Source organism: Rhodococcus sovatensis (assembly GCF_037327425.1).
Classification (GTDB): Bacteria; Actinomycetota; Actinomycetes; order Mycobacteriales; family Mycobacteriaceae; genus Rhodococcoides; species Rhodococcoides sovatense.
In genome coordinates, this window is the sequence record NZ_CP147846.1 from 2699729 (window position 1) to 2715651 (window position 15923).

Here is a 15923-nt window from a genome sequence, read left to right on the forward strand (position 1 = left end):
GGTGTCGTCAGCGCTGATGCAGTCGAGGTCCCGTGGAGTTGGCACCGTGGGAGTTGGCACCGTTTCTGCAAAGCTTGGCCATCCGCTCGCGTCGTAGCCGGGGTGCTGGGTCGGTACAAGGGGTCCCAGGTTGCTCGCCGTCCATCGAACCCGTCCCAGATCGCGCTGGCACCGACTTAGGGCATAGTTGAACCGTGCCAGAACTGAACTTTCACACGTACGGCCCAGCCGACGGCCCCGAGATACTTGCCGTTCACGGGATGACGGGACACGGAGCCCGCTGGGCGCACCTCGCGGAAGACCATCTACCCGAAGCGCGCGTCCTCGCCCCCGACCTGATCGGCCACGGCCGGTCGCCGTGGGTACCGCCCTGGGGCATCGCCGCGCAGGTGGACGGACTCCGGTCACTACTGGAGAAAAACGCCCGCGGGCCGGTCCTCGTCGTCGGCCACTCGTACGGCGGTGCAATTGCAGTACACCTCGCCCTCCAGCATCCCGAACTGGTTCGCGGACTCGTTCTTCTCGATCCCGCGATCGAGCTCGACGCTGCCGACTTGCTCGAGGTCGCCAGGTTGACGGCGAAGTTCCCCGACTACACCGACGCGGCGGAAGCCAAGTCCGAAAAGCTCAACGGCGCATGGGCGGACGTTCCGACCGACCTGTTGGAAAGAGAAGTCGACGAGCACCTGATCGACGCCGAAAACGGACGCGTCGCCTGGCGCATCTCGACCCCGGCAGTCGTCGCATCGTGGGGAGAAATGGCCCACCCTCTCGTCGTCCCACCCGCGGGCACACCGACGGTTCTGGTGCAGGCCATGCGCGTTCAGCCGCCCTACGTCAGCGAGGAATTCAAGACCGCGCTGCAAGACCGCCTCGGCGACGACCTGAAAGTCGTCGAAATCGATTGCGACCACATGGTTGCCCAGGCCAAGCCTGCCGAGGTCGCCGAACTGGTGCGTGAACTGCTGTAGATGGCGCCGATCACGGAAGCTCAAGTCGAACGAGTCCGTCGACTCGTCGCGTCGATACCGGCGGGACGGGTGAGCACCTACGGTGACATAGCGTCGGCCGGTGGGTTGTCCAGTCCGCGCATCGTCGGGTGGATCATGCGCACCGACTCGGCCGACCTACCCTGGCATAGGGTTCTGTCTGCGAGCGGAAAACCGGCCGCCCACCTGGCGACCCGCCAACTCGAACGGCTCGAGAGCGAGGGCGTCACCCACCGCGACGGACGCGTCGACCTTGCCTCGGTGCGGTTTTCCTTCGACGACGATCACACCACCAGTTCGGCCGGTTCGACGGGGTGACCTTCCCCAGCAGCACCCGAGGACGTTTCCGCCAGTATGCGTACAGCCCTGCCGAGTTCACCGGAAGGGCGCGTGAACGGCACCCTGAGCTTGTCGTCGAATGCGTACCCAGTGCCGAATCGGGTGCCTGCAGCCAGGAGTAGATTGCGCGAGGCCGCCCGCCGCACCACGTCTTGCGTACTCGTTCCGTCCGGCAGCGAACACCACAGCGACAGTCCCCCGTCGGGAATCCTGAAGTCCCAGTCGGGAAGTTCGGCACGCATATGCGAGACCAGCAGATCGCGCTGGCCCAGCAACCATGTCCTGCGAGCGGCAAGAATGTCGTCGAACGAGTCCAGTAGGTGCACTGCCGTCGCCTGCTCGAATATCGAGACCGAGAGCTGCCTGCGGGCGTAGGTGCGTGCCATTCGAGACACGAGCTCGACGTCGGAGCGTACCCAGCCGACTCGAAGCCCTCCCCACACCGTTTTACTGAACGATCCGATCGAAATGGTCGCCGTTCCGGGAGTCGGTGCGCCGAAGGGCTCGTACGATGGCGAGCCGTCGAGTACGAGATCGGCGGCCACCTCGTCGACGATTGTCACGATCCCGTGCCTTGCCATCGTCGCGGACAGTCGCCCTCGGCCGCTCTCGCTCAACCGCGCTCCGGAGGGATTGGAGAAGTCGGGCATCAGATACGCCAGTGTCGGAGCGTTCTGGCGTGCGGCACGATCCGCGTCGTCGACGAAGGCATCGGGATCGGCTGCGTCGATGGGAACGGGAACCGGCACAGCACCAACGCTGTCCAGCACCTCGACCGCGCCAGGGTAGGTCGGATGCTCGATGAGAACACGATTTCCGGGACGCGCGAACGTTTCGAACACGAGGTGAGCCGCATCGCCCGCTCCCGCCGTGACGATGATCTGTTCCGGCGAAGTCGGCAGGCCGCGGACTGTGTAGCGGGCTGCGATCGCCGTCCGTAGCGCCTGAGTTCCTGTCGGCGCATAACCGTGCCCGGGAAGTAGCGAATCGACTGCGCCGATAGCCGCAGCAAACGCGTCGGGAAGAAACGGCGATGCCTCGGGGGCAGCGTTGACGAAGTCCAGGACACCCGCCGAAGGCGGGTGCATCATCGTTCCCCAGGACGTTTCCTCTGCCGGACTCGCGACGAACGTTCCGGCGCCGTGCACGGCCTCCGCCCACCCCTTCTCACGCAACTCCCGGTACGCAGACGTGACGGTGACACGGCTGACGCCCAGAGCGTGCGACAGGGCGCGTTCGGGTGGGAGTCGACTTCCGGTACCGATGGAACCGTCAGCGATGACGCGCCGGAGACCGTCGGCGATTCCGCGGTACAGCGGTTGCCCATCGACCTCGATCACCCCCACCAGCTTCGCGAGGGTCTCGGCATCGAACACAGCCGCATCGAACACAGTGGTTTGCTTTCGATCGATCGCCATCAGACCACTTTGCCACAGAGGACTGAAACTATTGGCCAAATTACAGTCCAATATCAATACATGTTGATCACAGGACTGCTCCTTGCGCTCGCGGTGGCCTCACTGTCACGGCTACCTTTCATCGTGCGGGGAGGTGGTCGGTGTGGGCTCGACGGCCCTCCACGCAGCCGTCGTGTACCGGACTGAACTCGCGCACTAACCTTGTGAGGTATGAACCTCGGACAGTTCGACCCTCGTCCCGCCGCGAAGTACGCGCTGTCGAAGGCAAGTCCATTCGTCGCGGCTGCAGGCTTGGTTGTCGACGAGGTGTCCGGAACCCGCCTCGTGGGCCACATCGAGCTGTCCGAACAGCACTTCACACCGTGGGGTGTCGTGCACGGCGGCGTCTACACCACGGCAATCGAATCAGCGGCAAGCATCGGCGCGAGCGAGGCGGTCAAGGACCGCGGTGAATTCGCCGTCGGCGTCCACAACGGGACGGACTTTCTACGAGCGAGCAAGGGCGGACGAGTCGAGGTGGTTGCGGAGCCGTTGCAGCAGGGGCGTGTTCAGCAACTGTGGCTCGTGACCGTAACCGCCTCCGACAGCGGGAAGGCGATTGCTAGGGGTCAGGTCCGCCTGCAGAACGTACCGCTGCCGACGTGACCGCGCACTCGCCGGATTGCACCGTCGATGCGGTGATCCTGGCCGGCGGCTCGGCGCGCCGGATGGGTGGGATGGACAAGCCTGCACTGACGGTTGGTCGAATCAGTCTCCTGCAAAAGGTTATCGCCGCAGTTGCGCGTTCTCGACACATCGTCGTCGTCGGACCGCACCGTTCGGAGTTGTCGTCCGACATCGTCCAGACACGCGAGTCGCCTGCAGGAGCCGGGCCCGTCGCTGCGATTGCTGCGGGGCTGGCAGTTCTACCCGATTCCGACGCAACCATCGTGCTTGTTCTTGCCGCAGATCTCCCCTTCGTCGATGCCAGTGCAGTGGAATCTCTGCTGATGCAGATGCAGTCGCATTCGGCGGTGTTCGCTCAGGACGACACCGGGCGCACGCAGTATCTGTTCGGGGCGTGGCGTGCGGACGATCTGCGCCGAAGACTTGCGGACGTGCCCGATACTTCCGATCTCGCGATGAAGGCGATCCTCCCCGTCGATTATGCGGTGACAAGAATCGAATCGGTCGGTGACTGCGACACTCTCGCCGACCTCGAGCTCGCCAGGGAACTGGTCGCGGCTCGCTCCCCCGACGCGCCCGTACTGTCCGCAGGACAGGCACGCGAGTCGATTCGGGAACGGATTCACCCACTCTCCCCGAGAACCGTCGCCCCGGACGCCGCACTCGGTTCGACACTGAGCGAGCCACTCGTCGCGGCCGCGCCGCTTCCGCCGGTAGATATTTCGGCGATGGACGGTTACGCGGTGCGTGGCGAAGCTCCGTGGACGATACGTGCGGAGGTGGCCTACGCGGGCACCTCGGGGCACGGTTCACTCGCACCTGGAGATGCGCTCCGAATAGCGACCGGCGCTCAGGTCCCAGCAGGAGCGACCTCCGTGATTCGCGACGAGCATGTCAGCAGCGACGGGCGTCGATTGATCCGACGCGCCGATTCACCCGTTCGAGACGACACCCGAAGAGCAGGCGAAGACTGGACCACCGGCGCCGAGTTAGTCGCCCCTGGAACACACGTGAGCCCCGCAGTGGTGTCGGTAGCACTCAGCGCTGAGGTCGCGAGCCTTACGGTCCGCGGCCCTGTTCTTGCGCGAGTTGTGCTGAGCGGAAACGAGATTCGTTCCGACGGAAAGCTGGAACCTGGCCAGACGAGAGACAGTATCGGTTCGGTCCTACCGACTTACCTCGCATTCTGTGGGATCGTCGTTCTCGACACGATTCACCTTCAGGATTCCTCGACTGCATTCGAGGACCTCCTTCGGCAGCCAAGCGACGCGCACGTCATAGTTGTCGTCGGCGCGACGGGCGGCGGCGCAGCCGATCAACTTCGGACAGCGCTCACACGCGCCGATGCCGACATCGTCGTGCCCCGCATGCGCGTGCGCCCCGGTGGTTCGCAGATCACCGCGGTACTACCGAACGGAATCGTCGTGCTCGGTCTCCCGGGAAACCCTCTGGCCGCGATCGGCACGGTGATGCTGACTGCGCCGGCCTTGGTCGACGCTTTGACTGCGCGAACCACGAAACCTCCACTGCTCGGGTACCTGACCGACGAGTCGGTTGCCGCGCCGACCGACCGTTTGGTGCCGGTCGGACGTGACGGCGCGCGGTGGCGCGTCCACCACGATCTCCATACCGCGCATCTTCTCGACCTCGTCTGTCATGATGCGTTGGCGCTGGTTCCGGCCGACAAGACACCGGGAACGCCGGTGGAGCTCCTGCTACTGCCTCGCTGAATGCGCGTGCTCGGCGACCGCGCGTGCACCGTCCAGAAAACGTGCAGACACCAGCTCCACGATATCCGGGTGCAGTCCGATCGGCTCGGCGACGCCATCGCTGCCCGCGTCGGCCAGGCGTGTGTGAAACAGTCCGCGCGCGAGGAGATACGACGCGACGAACACCCTCTCGTGCCCGTCGCGGCGGAGCGCGGCAACCGCATCCGGAACCGAGGGACGAGCTGTCGCCACGTATCCGATACCGACGCGCGAACCGGTGAGTTCGGCGAGCATTGCCGCCGCTCGCCGGTGCTCGAGCAACGCACGTTCGTCCGAGGATCCCGCCGCAGCAAAGACGATGGCGTCACCCGACGCCCACCCGGCACTCACCAGACGCTCCACCATGACGCGCGCGAACACTGGATCGGGGCCGAGTGCCCGCGTCACCGTCGTCGCTGGATGCTCGCTTGCCATAACTTCTCTCGGCACATCGGTGTGCACGTGGTATCCCGAGGCGAGGAACGCGGGAACCACAACCGCCGGCCCGGACAGTTCGCGGAGCACCTCGGCAGGCGACGGCCCGAGCACGTCGACGAACGCGACGCGCGTCGTTCCCACCCGGGCACCGACTGCTTCGGCGAGCGCGGCAATCATCTCTACACCTCGCGGGTTTCGCGTGCCGTGCGCGACGAGAACTAGAGTCGGCTCCACGTCAGTCCACTTCTTCGTCATGTCAGTACTTGCTCCCATCACAATCGCTGACCACCGGCCCGAAAGCCGTGGCACCGGCATCTGCCTCGTCGCACTCCTCGGCCACATCCGTCGGTTCGACTGCAAGTCGATAGCCACGCTTGACCACGGTTTGCACCACCTTCGGCGCGCCGAGGGAGGAACGCAGCCTCGTCATCGCGGTCTCTACCGCGTGCGTGTCGTCCCCTCCACCCGGCAGCGCGCCGAGAAGGTCCTCGCGTGAGACGACGCGACCGGGTCGACTGGCCAGAGTCTTGATGAGCGCCATTCCGGCGGGTGATACCGCACGCACCTCACCGTCGACGACAACGCATCGACTGCGCACGCTTACCGCGTGTCCGCCCGCATTCATCGGCCTCCACCTGCGGGGCAGCTCCTCGGCAATGTGCCGCGCCAATGCACCGAGCCGTGCGCGCGCAGGTTGGGTGGTCGGGACCTTCAACTGTTCGAGCGGCGCTGCAGTCACCGGTCCGACGCACACGGGAAGCACTCGTGTGCGCATCGACTGCAGCAGAGGCTCGAGGACGCCGTTCTCGTCGGCCCGCATCAAAAGCGAGGCAACGGCCGGTGCGCTCGTGAAGCTGATGGCGTCGAGATCTCCCACGACGACGGCTTCGATCATGCGGTCCATCGGGGCACCGTCGTCCGGTGCCGTCCAGCGGTACACCGGCACGGGTACCACCTCGGCGCCCGCATGCCGGAGGACCTCGCAGAAGTCAGGGATGGGCTCCCATTCTGTTGTAGCACCGTGCAATTGGACGGCGATACGCTTTCCTTCCACGCCTTCGGCGAGCAGATGTTCGAGTACCTCGGCCGAGGATTCGGACGCAGGACTCCATTCTTCCCGTAGATCGGCGGCCCGTATCGCGCCCTTCGCCTTCGGGCCACGGGCAAGCAACCGCGACGACGCCAATGCTCGGCCCAATGCCTCCGCCTGGCCCCAACCGTCGGCCGCTTCGATCCAGCCACGAAATCCAATACCTGTTGTGGCAACCGTGATTTCGGGGGGATCGGCGATGATCGCCCCGGTCACCCGCTCCAACTCGGCATCGTCGGCGAGCGGAATGATGCGAATCGCTGGCGCATGCATCACCGTTGCGCCACGTCGCACGAGCAGCGTCGCGAACTCTTCGGCTCGCCGCGACGCTGTTATCCCGACAGTGAAACCCGCCAGAGGTTCCCCGGAAGTGTGGGTCACGGTGCGGACTCCGGTTTCGGCTCGGCGGTGTGATTCATGGTGTTGCGCCGCGCACGTAGACGACTCCGTCGACCAACTCGGTCTCGAAGGATCCAAGACCGACGGTGTCGTCGTCGAGGCATCGACCGTCGACGAGTGAAAACACCTGCTTGAGCAACGGCGACGCGACAGTGGGCTCACCGCCGCGATCGCCGACGATCCCCCGTGACATTACCGCGGCACGACCGAACGGATCGATGTTTCCGACTGCGAACAGAGCTCCCCCGGGAAGCAGGAACAGTGCCGCCTGGGTTCCACCGCGAAGAAGAACTCCGACGCCCCGGCCGGGGACCAAGGATTCCAGGCTGCAGGCGGGCGTCCACTCACGGGCTGTGTGCGTAGTCTGCGACTGGGTGGTGGTGGTGCTTGTCCGATTATCGATAACAGTCATCGTGGACCTCCTGGTGCTATTGCACGTTGCCGATGTTTCTTCGTCGTTAAGTGGTCATTACCCGGGTGTGCACATGCGCACTGTTTCGTGACCGAACCGGTTCGAAAGCCTCAGGCGCCGATTCTCGGCATCCCCATCAGGACCGGAACCTTGCGCTCGCCGCTGTCGTCGAACGCGATCGTCGGGTCGGGTTCGCTCGGAGCATTGACGAAGGACACGAACCGACCCAACTTCTCCTCGTCTTCGAGCACACCTGCCCATTCGTCCTTGTACCCGGCCACGTGTCGGTCCATGTCGGCTTCCAATTCGGCACCGATGCCGAGGCTGTCCTCGCAGACGACGGCTTTGAGATGCTCGAGACCACCTTCGAGAGAGTCGAGCCACGGTGCCGTGCGCTGTAGGCGGTCTGCAGTGCGCACGTAGAACATCAGGTATCGGTCGATGTAGCTGACGAGAGTGGCGTCGTCGAGGTTGGACGCCAGCAACTGTGCATGTTTGGGCGACTGTCCACCGTTGCCTGCGACGTACAAGTTCCAACCGCCCTCAGTCGCGATGACTCCGACGTCCTTGCCACGCGCTTCAGCACATTCGCGGGCACAGCCTGAGACTCCGAACTTGATCTTGTGCGGCGATCGCAGTCCCCGGTAACGATTCTCCAGATCGACTGCCATACCCACCGAGTCCTGCACGCCGTAGCGGCACCAGCTGGAACCGACGCAGCTCTTCACTGTTCTCAGCGACTTGCCGTACGCCTGACCGGACTCCATGCCGGCGTCGACCAGCCTCTTCCAAATGGCGGGGAGCTGGTCGACGCGTGCGCCGAACATGTCGATTCGTTGTCCGCCGGTGACCTTGGTGTACAGACCGAAATCGCGCGCTACCTCACCGATGACGATGAGTTGCTCGGGTGTGCACTCCCCGCCGGGCATACGCGGGACGACAGAGTACGTTCCGTTCTTCTGAATGTTGGCCAAGAAATGATCGTTGGTGTCCTGCAGTGAAGCTTGTTCGCCGTCGAGAATGTGATCCGACGACGTCGATGCCAGAATCGATGCGACTACCGGCTTGCAGATGTCGCAGCCGGTTCCCTTGCCGTACTTGGCAATCAGCGAGGAGAACGTTCTCGTGTTCGTCGCGCGCACGATCTCGAACAATTCTGCCCGAGATTGACCGAAGTGCTCGCACAGAGCCTTCGACATCACCACTCCTGATGCCGAAAGCAGTTGCTTGATCGACGGCAGGCAGCCACCACACGTCGTTCCGGCGGTGGTGCAGCTCTTGACCGACGCAACATCGCAGGCACCGTCGGCGATCGCGCCGCAGATCGCACCCTTGGTGACGCCGTTGCACGAGCAGATCTCCGCATCGTCGGGTAGTGAACCGATACCGACCTGCTCCGCCGCCGGTGAGATCAACGAACCGGGGTCGCCGGGAAGCTCGCGCCCGACCAGAGGCCGGAGCAGCGAGTACGCGGTAGCGTCACCGACGAGAATGCCACCGAGAAGCGTCTTCGCGTCGTCCGAGACGACGAGCTTGGAGTACGTCCCCTTCGGTGCGTCGCTGAAGACGACCTCGAGTGCCCCCGGCGTCGCAGCCATTGCGTCACCGAAGCTGGCAACATCGACACCCATCAACTTCAGTTTGGTCGACATATCGGCGCCGGGGAATTCGGCGGCGCCTCCCAGCACTCGGTCGGCAACCACTTCTGCGGTGGAATACCCGGGCGCAACAAGGCCATAGCAGCGCCCCTCGACCGCAGCACACTCACCGATTGCGAAAACCGCGGGATCTGCTGTACGGCAACCGATGTCCACCAAGATTCCACCGCGGTCCCCGACGTCGAGACCACAGTCCCGAGCGAGCTGATCTTGCGGCCGCACGCCTGCTGAAAACACCAGCAGAGCGGCGTCGATGACACTGCCATCGGACAGTTCGACGGTCAGGCCGGCCCCGTCCGAGTTCTCGGTGATCGAGGACGTTCCGACACCGGCATGAACGTGCAGTCCGAGATCGGTGACCAGACGCTGCAGCAACGCGCCTCCCCCCTCGTCGACCTGCAGCGGCATGAGCCGCGGAGCGAATTCGACGACGTGCGGCGTCATGCCCATCTTCTTCAACGCGTTGGCTGCTTCGAGTCCGAGCAGGCCACCACCGACGACGACACCGACCGCACCCGGCCCTGCGTGATCCGCGCGGGCGCGGATCTTGTCCAGGTCGTCGAGCGTTCGGTAAACGAAACACTCCGGTCGATCGTGCCCTGCGATCGGGGGCACGAACGGATAAGAACCGGTGGCGAACACGAGGGCGTCGTACTCGATGACGTCACCGCCCGACGTCGTCACCGTTTTCGCATCGCGGTCCACACTGTCGGCACGCACTCCGATACGCATGTCCACGGCGTCGTCACCGAGGTAGTCGTTGCCCGCCAGCGCGAGTTCGCGGTGATCCCAGGCGCCTACGTAGGAGGAGAGGCCGACTCGGTCGTACGCCGGCAACGCCTCCTCACACAGAACGGTGACCTTCCACTCGGCCGCCTCGTCGCGCGCACGCAGCGCCTCGACGAACCGGTGTCCGACCATGCCATGACCTACGACCACCGCGTTCTTCATCTACGGTTCCTTCCGAATTCCCTGTCGGGCAATGCTTGTGAATCGATGACTGTGCGAGCGAGCTTCAGACGGCCACAGAGGACTGCGCCTGGCTGTCGGCGATCATGCGCGGTGAGCGTAGGTAGATGACGTACGTGACGGCGCAGCACACGACATAGAAGGCGAGGAACACCCAGAACGCCGTGGTTGCGGACTTGGCTTCACCCGAGTACGACGCACGAAGCACCAGGTTGATGCCGACGCCGCCGAGGGCGCCGATCGCGCCCGCGATACCGATGAGGGCTCCGGACATCCGGCGCGACCAGTGCTGCTGTTCCTCGGGAGACATCCCAGGCAGTTCCACCGACTTCGCGGCGAAGATTGCGGGGATCATCTTGTAGACCGAACCATTGCCGATACCGGACAGCAGGAACAGGAGAATGAACCCGACGACGAACAGCGCCATCATGGTTCCGGTCGCCGCGCCCGCGGTGTTGTCGTCCCATGTCCCGGCAGAGACGAGAATGCCGGTCGAGAAGACCATCGCGACGAAGGTGTAGAGCGTGATCTTGCCACCACCGATCTTGTCGGCGAGCTTCCCACCGAACGGACGTGAAATCGATCCGAGAAGCGGGCCGATGAACGCGATCTGAGCGGCGTGCAACGACGCTTGGGCCTGCTGGGCGGCCGTCGCAGGAGCGCCTTCGGTCAAGCCGGCCAAGAAGTTGATCTGCAGTACCTGACCGAACGCGAAGCTGAAGCCGATGAAGGAACCGAAGGTGCCGATGTACAGGAAGGCGATCCACCAGGAATCGGAGAACCTCAGGACATCGATCATCGAACGGCCGTTCGTCTTTTGGTTGTCCAGATTGTCCATGAACAGTGATGCGCCGACAGCTGCGACCGCGATGAACACCAGGTACACCGCGCACACGATCTCCGGTGCAGTGTTGCCGATGGTCGCGATGACAAGGAGGCCGATCAACTGAATGACGGGTACTCCGATATTTCCGCCACCTGCGTTGAGTCCGAGCGCCCACCCCTTTTCGCGCTGTGGGTAGAACGCGTTGATGTTGGTCATCGAGGATGCGAAGTTGCCACCACCGAGTCCGGCGAATGCGGCAATCACGATGTAGGTCGTATACGAGGCCGGATTCAGCATGAAGTACATGGTCAGCGCTGTCGGGATCAGCAGCACGAGGGCGCTGAAGATCGTCCAGTTGCGGCCGCCGAACTTGGCCGTGGCGAAGGTGTACGGGATACGCAGGATCGCGCCGACGAGTGTCGGCACCGCGACCAGGAAGAACTTACCCGCGGCATCGATGCCGTATACGGAGACCGGCATGAAGAGCACCATGACCGACCAGATGGACCAAATCGAGAATCCGACGTGTTCGGCAATGATGGACCAGATCAGATTTCGCTTCGCGATCTCCTTACCGCCACCCTCCCACGCCTCGACGTCCTCGGAGTTCCAGTGGTGGATGCGGTGATTTACCGATACCGGAATCGTTCCTGGACGGGTTGTCGATGACGACGCCGTGTCGGCGGACGGTGCCTCGGGATTGCTGGTCACATGGGCCTCCTGATCGGGTGGGAGACCCAAAGATAGAAAAGCCATGTTGCGCAGGCGCTGCCCGCGGTGACCCCTTGATTAACTTGGTCTCACGTTTCCGCACGGGCGGACGTGAGACCGGCCGGACCATGGTCAGGCCGATGTCACCAGGTGTCTTCGAGCATTCTCGGTCTGCAGCACACGTATCCGCCGACCAGTAGGACCGCGACACATCCGGTGAGTAGGAGCATCGGAACTCCCCAACCGCCGGACAGTGTGTGCAGAACGCCGAAGGACAGCGGGCCCGCGGCCGAGACCACGTAACCGAGTCCCTGCGTGAAGCCCGACAGCCCAGAAGATCCGGCTGGAGTGCGTGTTCGGAGGTTGATCAGTGTCAACGACATCGGGAATGTCATCGTTCCGAGCCCGATGAGGCAGACCCAGACGACGGTACCGCTGGTCGGTGAGAAGTGCAGACCACCGAACCCGACCAGGTAGAACACAGCTGCGGCGACGACAAGGCCGTACGGGTTACGCCACCGGGCACACAACGACGGAGCCACGAAGGAGGCGATGAGCCCCATCGCACCGAACGCGGCGACGGAGGCACCTGCGAGTGCTTCACCGATACCCGCGTCGGTGAGGATCATCGGAAGCCACGTCAGCATCGCGTACGTGATGAACGACGTCATCGCGAACATCCCGACCATCCCCCACGCCAACGGAGAACGCCAGATTTTGCCCGTAGGCTGCGTGCGCACGGCGGCAGAGCCCTTCACACCCGTCGTATCTGCGCTGTCACGATCACGCCGCATGAGCACGATGCCGAGCCACGGCAACGCGGCCGCCAGCCCGGCGAACGCCCAGACACCGATCGAGATTCGCCATCCGTGGGCTTCGGCGACGGGTACTGCAAGCAGCGGCGGAACCATCGTGCTGAACTGCATCGCACAGATGTAGATGGTGCTGACCAACGCGAGTCGATCAGAGAAGTACCGTTTGACCAGCGGCGGAATCACGACGTTGCCGATGCCCATGCCGGTGAGGGCGACGGCGGACAGCAGAAGCAGCGATCCGGTACCCGGGGCGAACGCACGTGACGCCATGCCGACCGTCGTCAACACCATCGCGATCAACGCCGCGCGTTCGAGACCCGTCCGCTTGGCGATGAACGGCGTGAGCAACCCGGAAACGGCGAACATGGCCGGTGGCAGCATCCCGACCAACCCGACCACCGTCGGACCGAAGTGCAGGTCTACGCCGATCCGGCCGAACAGCGGGCTGATGGAGGTGACCGCCGCGCGCAGGGTGGCCGCGGACAACACGATGGCAGCGAGGACCAGTACCCGACCACGAAGGAGATGCTCGACGGGGGCGCGGTCATCGGTTTCGGTCGCTGCAGTGGCACTCACACCTGAAATCATAGGATGACCGGATCACCCGGTGCAAAGCGTTAAACTGATCGACAGACCAGGACAGACGACGCCGGAGCCGCACAGTGCAACAAGTTCAACGTTCCAGCCTGATCACCCAGGTGACTGCGCAACTCCGCGAGGAGATCGTCACCGAACGATGGCCCGTCGGTACTCGAATTCCGACCGAGGTCGAACTGTGCGAACTCACCGGCACCGGACGAAACACCGTGCGCGAGGCAGTCCAAGCCTTGGCACACGCGGGAATGGTCGAACGTAGGCAGGGATCGGGCACCTTCGTGATGGCCACCTCCGACCTCGGCGGCACACTCGGCAAGTACTTCGCCGACGCGCAGGATCGGGACGTCACCGAATTGCGGCGCACTCTCGAAGTCACCGCCGCCGTCCTCGCCGCCGAACGCAGGGACGCCGAAGACATCCGCGCGTTGACCGACGCACTGGAGAGTCGCAACAGATCGTGGGTGAAGGATTCCGCCGAGGAGGCCATCGCCGTCGACGCCAAGTTTCACCGGGCAATCGTCGCGGCCAGCCACAACGCCATCTATCTCGAATTCTACGACTCGCTTCTACCGATCATTCGGCAGACCATGCACCACCAGGTCAGTGCACACGGCAACGACTACTACGACGAGCACGCTGCCCTCGTGGATGCGATCGTCAGCGGAGATGCCGAGGGTGCACGGGTAGCGTCGTCGATCTTCTTCGACGAACTCGGACTGTCGGAGCAGTAGCCGCTTCGGCGCACTGGCTTCTTCGGAGCAACTCCTCTAGAGAAGCAGCCGCACGAGGTCCGCGGTACGCGCCAGCCCCGGAAATGCCTCAGGGGTCGAACGCGGATGCAGAGCGTGCACTGAAAACCGAAAGATCAAGGCACGCAACAACATCTGCGGCCACTCCGGCAGGTCCTCCCACCGACCGATGAGAGCATCGTCCGCGCCTCCCCAGGAAATCGCGTCGACGACGGTCACCGCGGACGCCCACGACGCAGGTCGCCAGTACGGCGCGATGTCGGTGATACCGGGTGCCTCGCTGCCGTCGAACAGAACCGTGCCGAACAGGTCCCCGTGCACGAGTTGATCGACGGACTGCACCGGCTTACGAAGGCTTGCAAGTTGCTTGACCAACTCCAGGCTTTGCTTGCCGTCGACCGATGTCACCTCGGGCGCTCCCGCTGCGCGCGCCGCGCGCAGCGGGGTGGCCTCCCACGCGGCCCGGTCGGCCGCGACGAACACGTCGGCGTCGGCCCACGGCGCGACGGGAGGTTGAACGAGGAATCGGGGTCGATCCAGCTGTGACGTCGCGGAGTGAAGTCGCACCGACAGCGAGACGACCTCGTCGTGCCGCGGCTCGGGCGAACCCGCGATGAACGTGTCCGCTCGCCAGCTGCTGACGACGTACCGTCCGTCGGTCGATCGCACCGGTCGCGCCAACCGGATACCGTCGACCGCCAACGTTTCGCGGACCTTCGCCGACCAGGCCGCACGCGCATGATCGGTGACCGGAGAGAGGACGACATCGCCGAGCCGCCACCCACCGTCCCAATCCGCGCCGAGCGGAATCGGAGGTACGTCACGCAGCCCGAACGTGGAGATCACGTGTTGAGGAGGTTCCACTGAGCTCACAAGCGCCACGCTACCGCTTTTGCACTCGGCGTCCCGCAGGCGCGCTAGTACACCGGGAGGGACGGATCGACCTGTGTGGCCCACGCAACAATGCCACCCTGCAGATGGACGGCATCGCCGAATCCAGCACGCTTGATCACGGCGAGGGCCTCAGCGGAGCGAATACCGGTCTTGCAATGCAGAACGATGCGACGGTCCTGCGGCAACTCGGTCAGAGCCTCGCCGGACAGAATGCGCCCCTTGGGGATCAGCGTCGCACCGTCTATCCGAACTATGTCCCACTCGACCGGTTCCCGAACGTCGATCAAAGCGATGTCTTCCGAACTCTTCAACAGCTCGGCGAGCTCGAAAGGGGTGATGGTCGATCCGTCCGCTGCCGCTGCACCCTCGTCGGAGACCACGCCACAGAAAGCGTCGTAGTCGATCAGTTCGGTCACCGGCGTTCGGTCCGGATCGCGCTGCACCTTGATCGTCCGGTAGGTCATCGCGAGCGCGTCGTACACCATGAGCCGACCGAGGAGAGTGTCACCGATGCCGGTGATCAGTTTGATCGCCTCCGTGACCATGATCGAACCGATCGATGCGCACAGCACGCCGAGCACTCCACCTTCGGCGCACGACGGCACCATTCCAGGCGGCGGTGCTTCCGGGTACAGATCCCGATAGTTGATCCCGACTCCCCCTGGCGCGTTCTCCCAGAAGACCGAGACCTGACCTTCGAAACGGTAGATCGATCCCCATACGTACGGTTTGCCTGCGAGTATCGCCGCGTCGTTGACGAGGTACCGAGTAGCGAAGTTGTCGGTGCCGTCGAGAATCAGGTCGTACTGTTCGAACAGCTCGACCGCGTTTGTCCGGTCGAGCCTCGACTCGTGCAGTACGACGTCGACACCGTCGTTGACTTCGCGAATCGAGTCGCGCGCACTTGCCGCCTTCGAGCGACCGACGTCGGACGTGCCGTGAATGATCTGTCGCTGCAAGTTGGAGAGCTCGACATCGTCGAACTCGACGATTCCGAGTGTCCCGATCCCCGCTGCGGCCAGGTAGAGCAACGCGGGTGAACCCAATCCACCTGCGCCGATCACCAGCACTCGCGCGGCACGCAGCCGTCGCTGACCGAGTGTCCCGACGTCGGGAATGATCAGGTGTCTGCTGTAGCGAGCAACCTCGTCGTACGACAGCGCACCAGCAGGCTCCACCAGCGGCGGCAACACGGTCATGGATTT

Annotated in this window: 14 protein-coding genes; 5 read left to right on the top strand and 9 right to left on the bottom strand. The window is 64.0% G+C overall.

Translation table 11 applies throughout. The features are described 5' to 3' along the window. The first annotated feature begins 194 nt into the window (after positions 1-194). Positions 195-971 (top strand): alpha/beta hydrolase, encoded by a 777-nt coding sequence (locus WDS16_RS12620; RefSeq protein WP_338892963.1) that lies wholly within the window; start codon positions 195-197, stop codon positions 969-971. Next, complete coding sequence (locus tag WDS16_RS12625) at positions 972-1307, top strand: MGMT family protein (RefSeq protein WP_338892964.1); 336 nt, start codon at positions 972-974, stop codon at positions 1305-1307. It begins immediately after the preceding gene. Here the strand turns inward: WDS16_RS12625 and WDS16_RS12630 are convergent. Further along, entirely contained in the window at positions 1274-2746 is a 1473-nt protein-coding gene (locus tag WDS16_RS12630) for a PLP-dependent aminotransferase family protein (RefSeq protein WP_338892966.1), read from the bottom strand. The two genes, WDS16_RS12625 and WDS16_RS12630, sit on opposite strands and share 34 nt — an antisense overlap. A gap of 210 nt (positions 2747-2956) precedes the next feature. On the opposite strand from WDS16_RS12630, the gene WDS16_RS12635 reads away from it, so the two are divergent. Together WDS16_RS12635 and WDS16_RS12640 are read left to right on the top strand one after the other, a co-directional pair. After that, on the top strand, positions 2957-3391 hold the full coding sequence (locus WDS16_RS12635) for a PaaI family thioesterase (protein ID WP_338892968.1): 435 nt from the start codon (positions 2957-2959) through the stop codon (positions 3389-3391). After that, positions 3388-5142 carry an NTP transferase domain-containing protein gene (locus WDS16_RS12640; RefSeq protein ID WP_338892969.1) on the top strand — a complete coding sequence of 585 codons (1755 nt, stop codon included), beginning with the start codon at positions 3388-3390 and terminating at the stop codon, positions 5140-5142. Before WDS16_RS12635 ends, WDS16_RS12640 begins: the two co-directional genes overlap by 4 nt. On the opposite strand, the gene WDS16_RS12645 is transcribed toward WDS16_RS12640, so the two are convergent. The 6 genes from WDS16_RS12645 to WDS16_RS12670 form a co-directional block, all read right to left on the bottom strand. Continuing rightward, positions 5128-5853 (bottom strand): sirohydrochlorin chelatase, encoded by a 726-nt coding sequence (locus WDS16_RS12645; RefSeq protein WP_338892970.1) that lies wholly within the window; start codon positions 5851-5853, stop codon positions 5128-5130. The two genes, WDS16_RS12640 and WDS16_RS12645, sit on opposite strands and share 15 nt — an antisense overlap. Before the next feature lies 1 nt (position 5854). Beyond that, positions 5855-7069, bottom strand: coding sequence for a uroporphyrinogen-III synthase (locus WDS16_RS12650; protein WP_338892971.1), 1215 nt, complete (start codon positions 7067-7069; stop codon positions 5855-5857). A gap of 34 nt (positions 7070-7103) precedes the next feature. After that, entirely contained in the window at positions 7104-7499 is a 396-nt protein-coding gene (gene nirD, locus WDS16_RS12655) for a nitrite reductase small subunit NirD (RefSeq protein WP_338892972.1), read from the bottom strand. 110 nt (positions 7500-7609) lie between these two features. After that, a complete protein-coding gene (gene nirB / locus WDS16_RS12660) occupies positions 7610-10108 on the bottom strand; it encodes a nitrite reductase large subunit NirB (RefSeq protein WP_338892974.1) in 2499 nt (832 codons plus the stop codon). 64 nt (positions 10109-10172) lie between these two features. Beyond that, positions 10173-11597: a nitrate/nitrite transporter gene (locus WDS16_RS12665; protein WP_338893412.1), complete on the bottom strand. Its 1425-nt coding sequence runs from the start codon at positions 11595-11597 to the stop codon at positions 10173-10175. Between the two features lie 209 nt (positions 11598-11806). Further along, on the bottom strand, positions 11807-13054 hold the full coding sequence (locus WDS16_RS12670; protein WP_338892975.1) for a CynX/NimT family MFS transporter: 1248 nt from the start codon (positions 13052-13054) through the stop codon (positions 11807-11809). An 86-nt stretch (positions 13055-13140) separates the two neighbouring features. Between WDS16_RS12670 and WDS16_RS12675 the strand changes: the two genes are divergently transcribed. Continuing rightward, the gene (locus WDS16_RS12675; RefSeq protein ID WP_338892976.1) at positions 13141-13806 is read left to right on the top strand and encodes a FadR/GntR family transcriptional regulator; all 666 of its coding nucleotides are present in this window, start codon (positions 13141-13143) and stop codon (positions 13804-13806) included. 36 nt (positions 13807-13842) lie between these two features. On the opposite strand, the gene WDS16_RS12680 is transcribed toward WDS16_RS12675, so the two are convergent. Together WDS16_RS12680 and moeZ are read right to left on the bottom strand one after the other, a co-directional pair. Beyond that, positions 13843-14697 carry a TIGR02569 family protein gene (locus tag WDS16_RS12680; protein WP_338892977.1) on the bottom strand — a complete coding sequence of 285 codons (855 nt, stop codon included), beginning with the start codon at positions 14695-14697 and terminating at the stop codon, positions 13843-13845. Positions 14698-14741: 44 nt separating this feature from the next. Beyond that, positions 14742-15917: an adenylyltransferase/sulfurtransferase MoeZ gene (moeZ, locus tag WDS16_RS12685; RefSeq protein WP_338892978.1), complete on the bottom strand. Its 1176-nt coding sequence runs from the start codon at positions 15915-15917 to the stop codon at positions 14742-14744. Positions 15918-15923 lie beyond the last annotated feature (6 nt).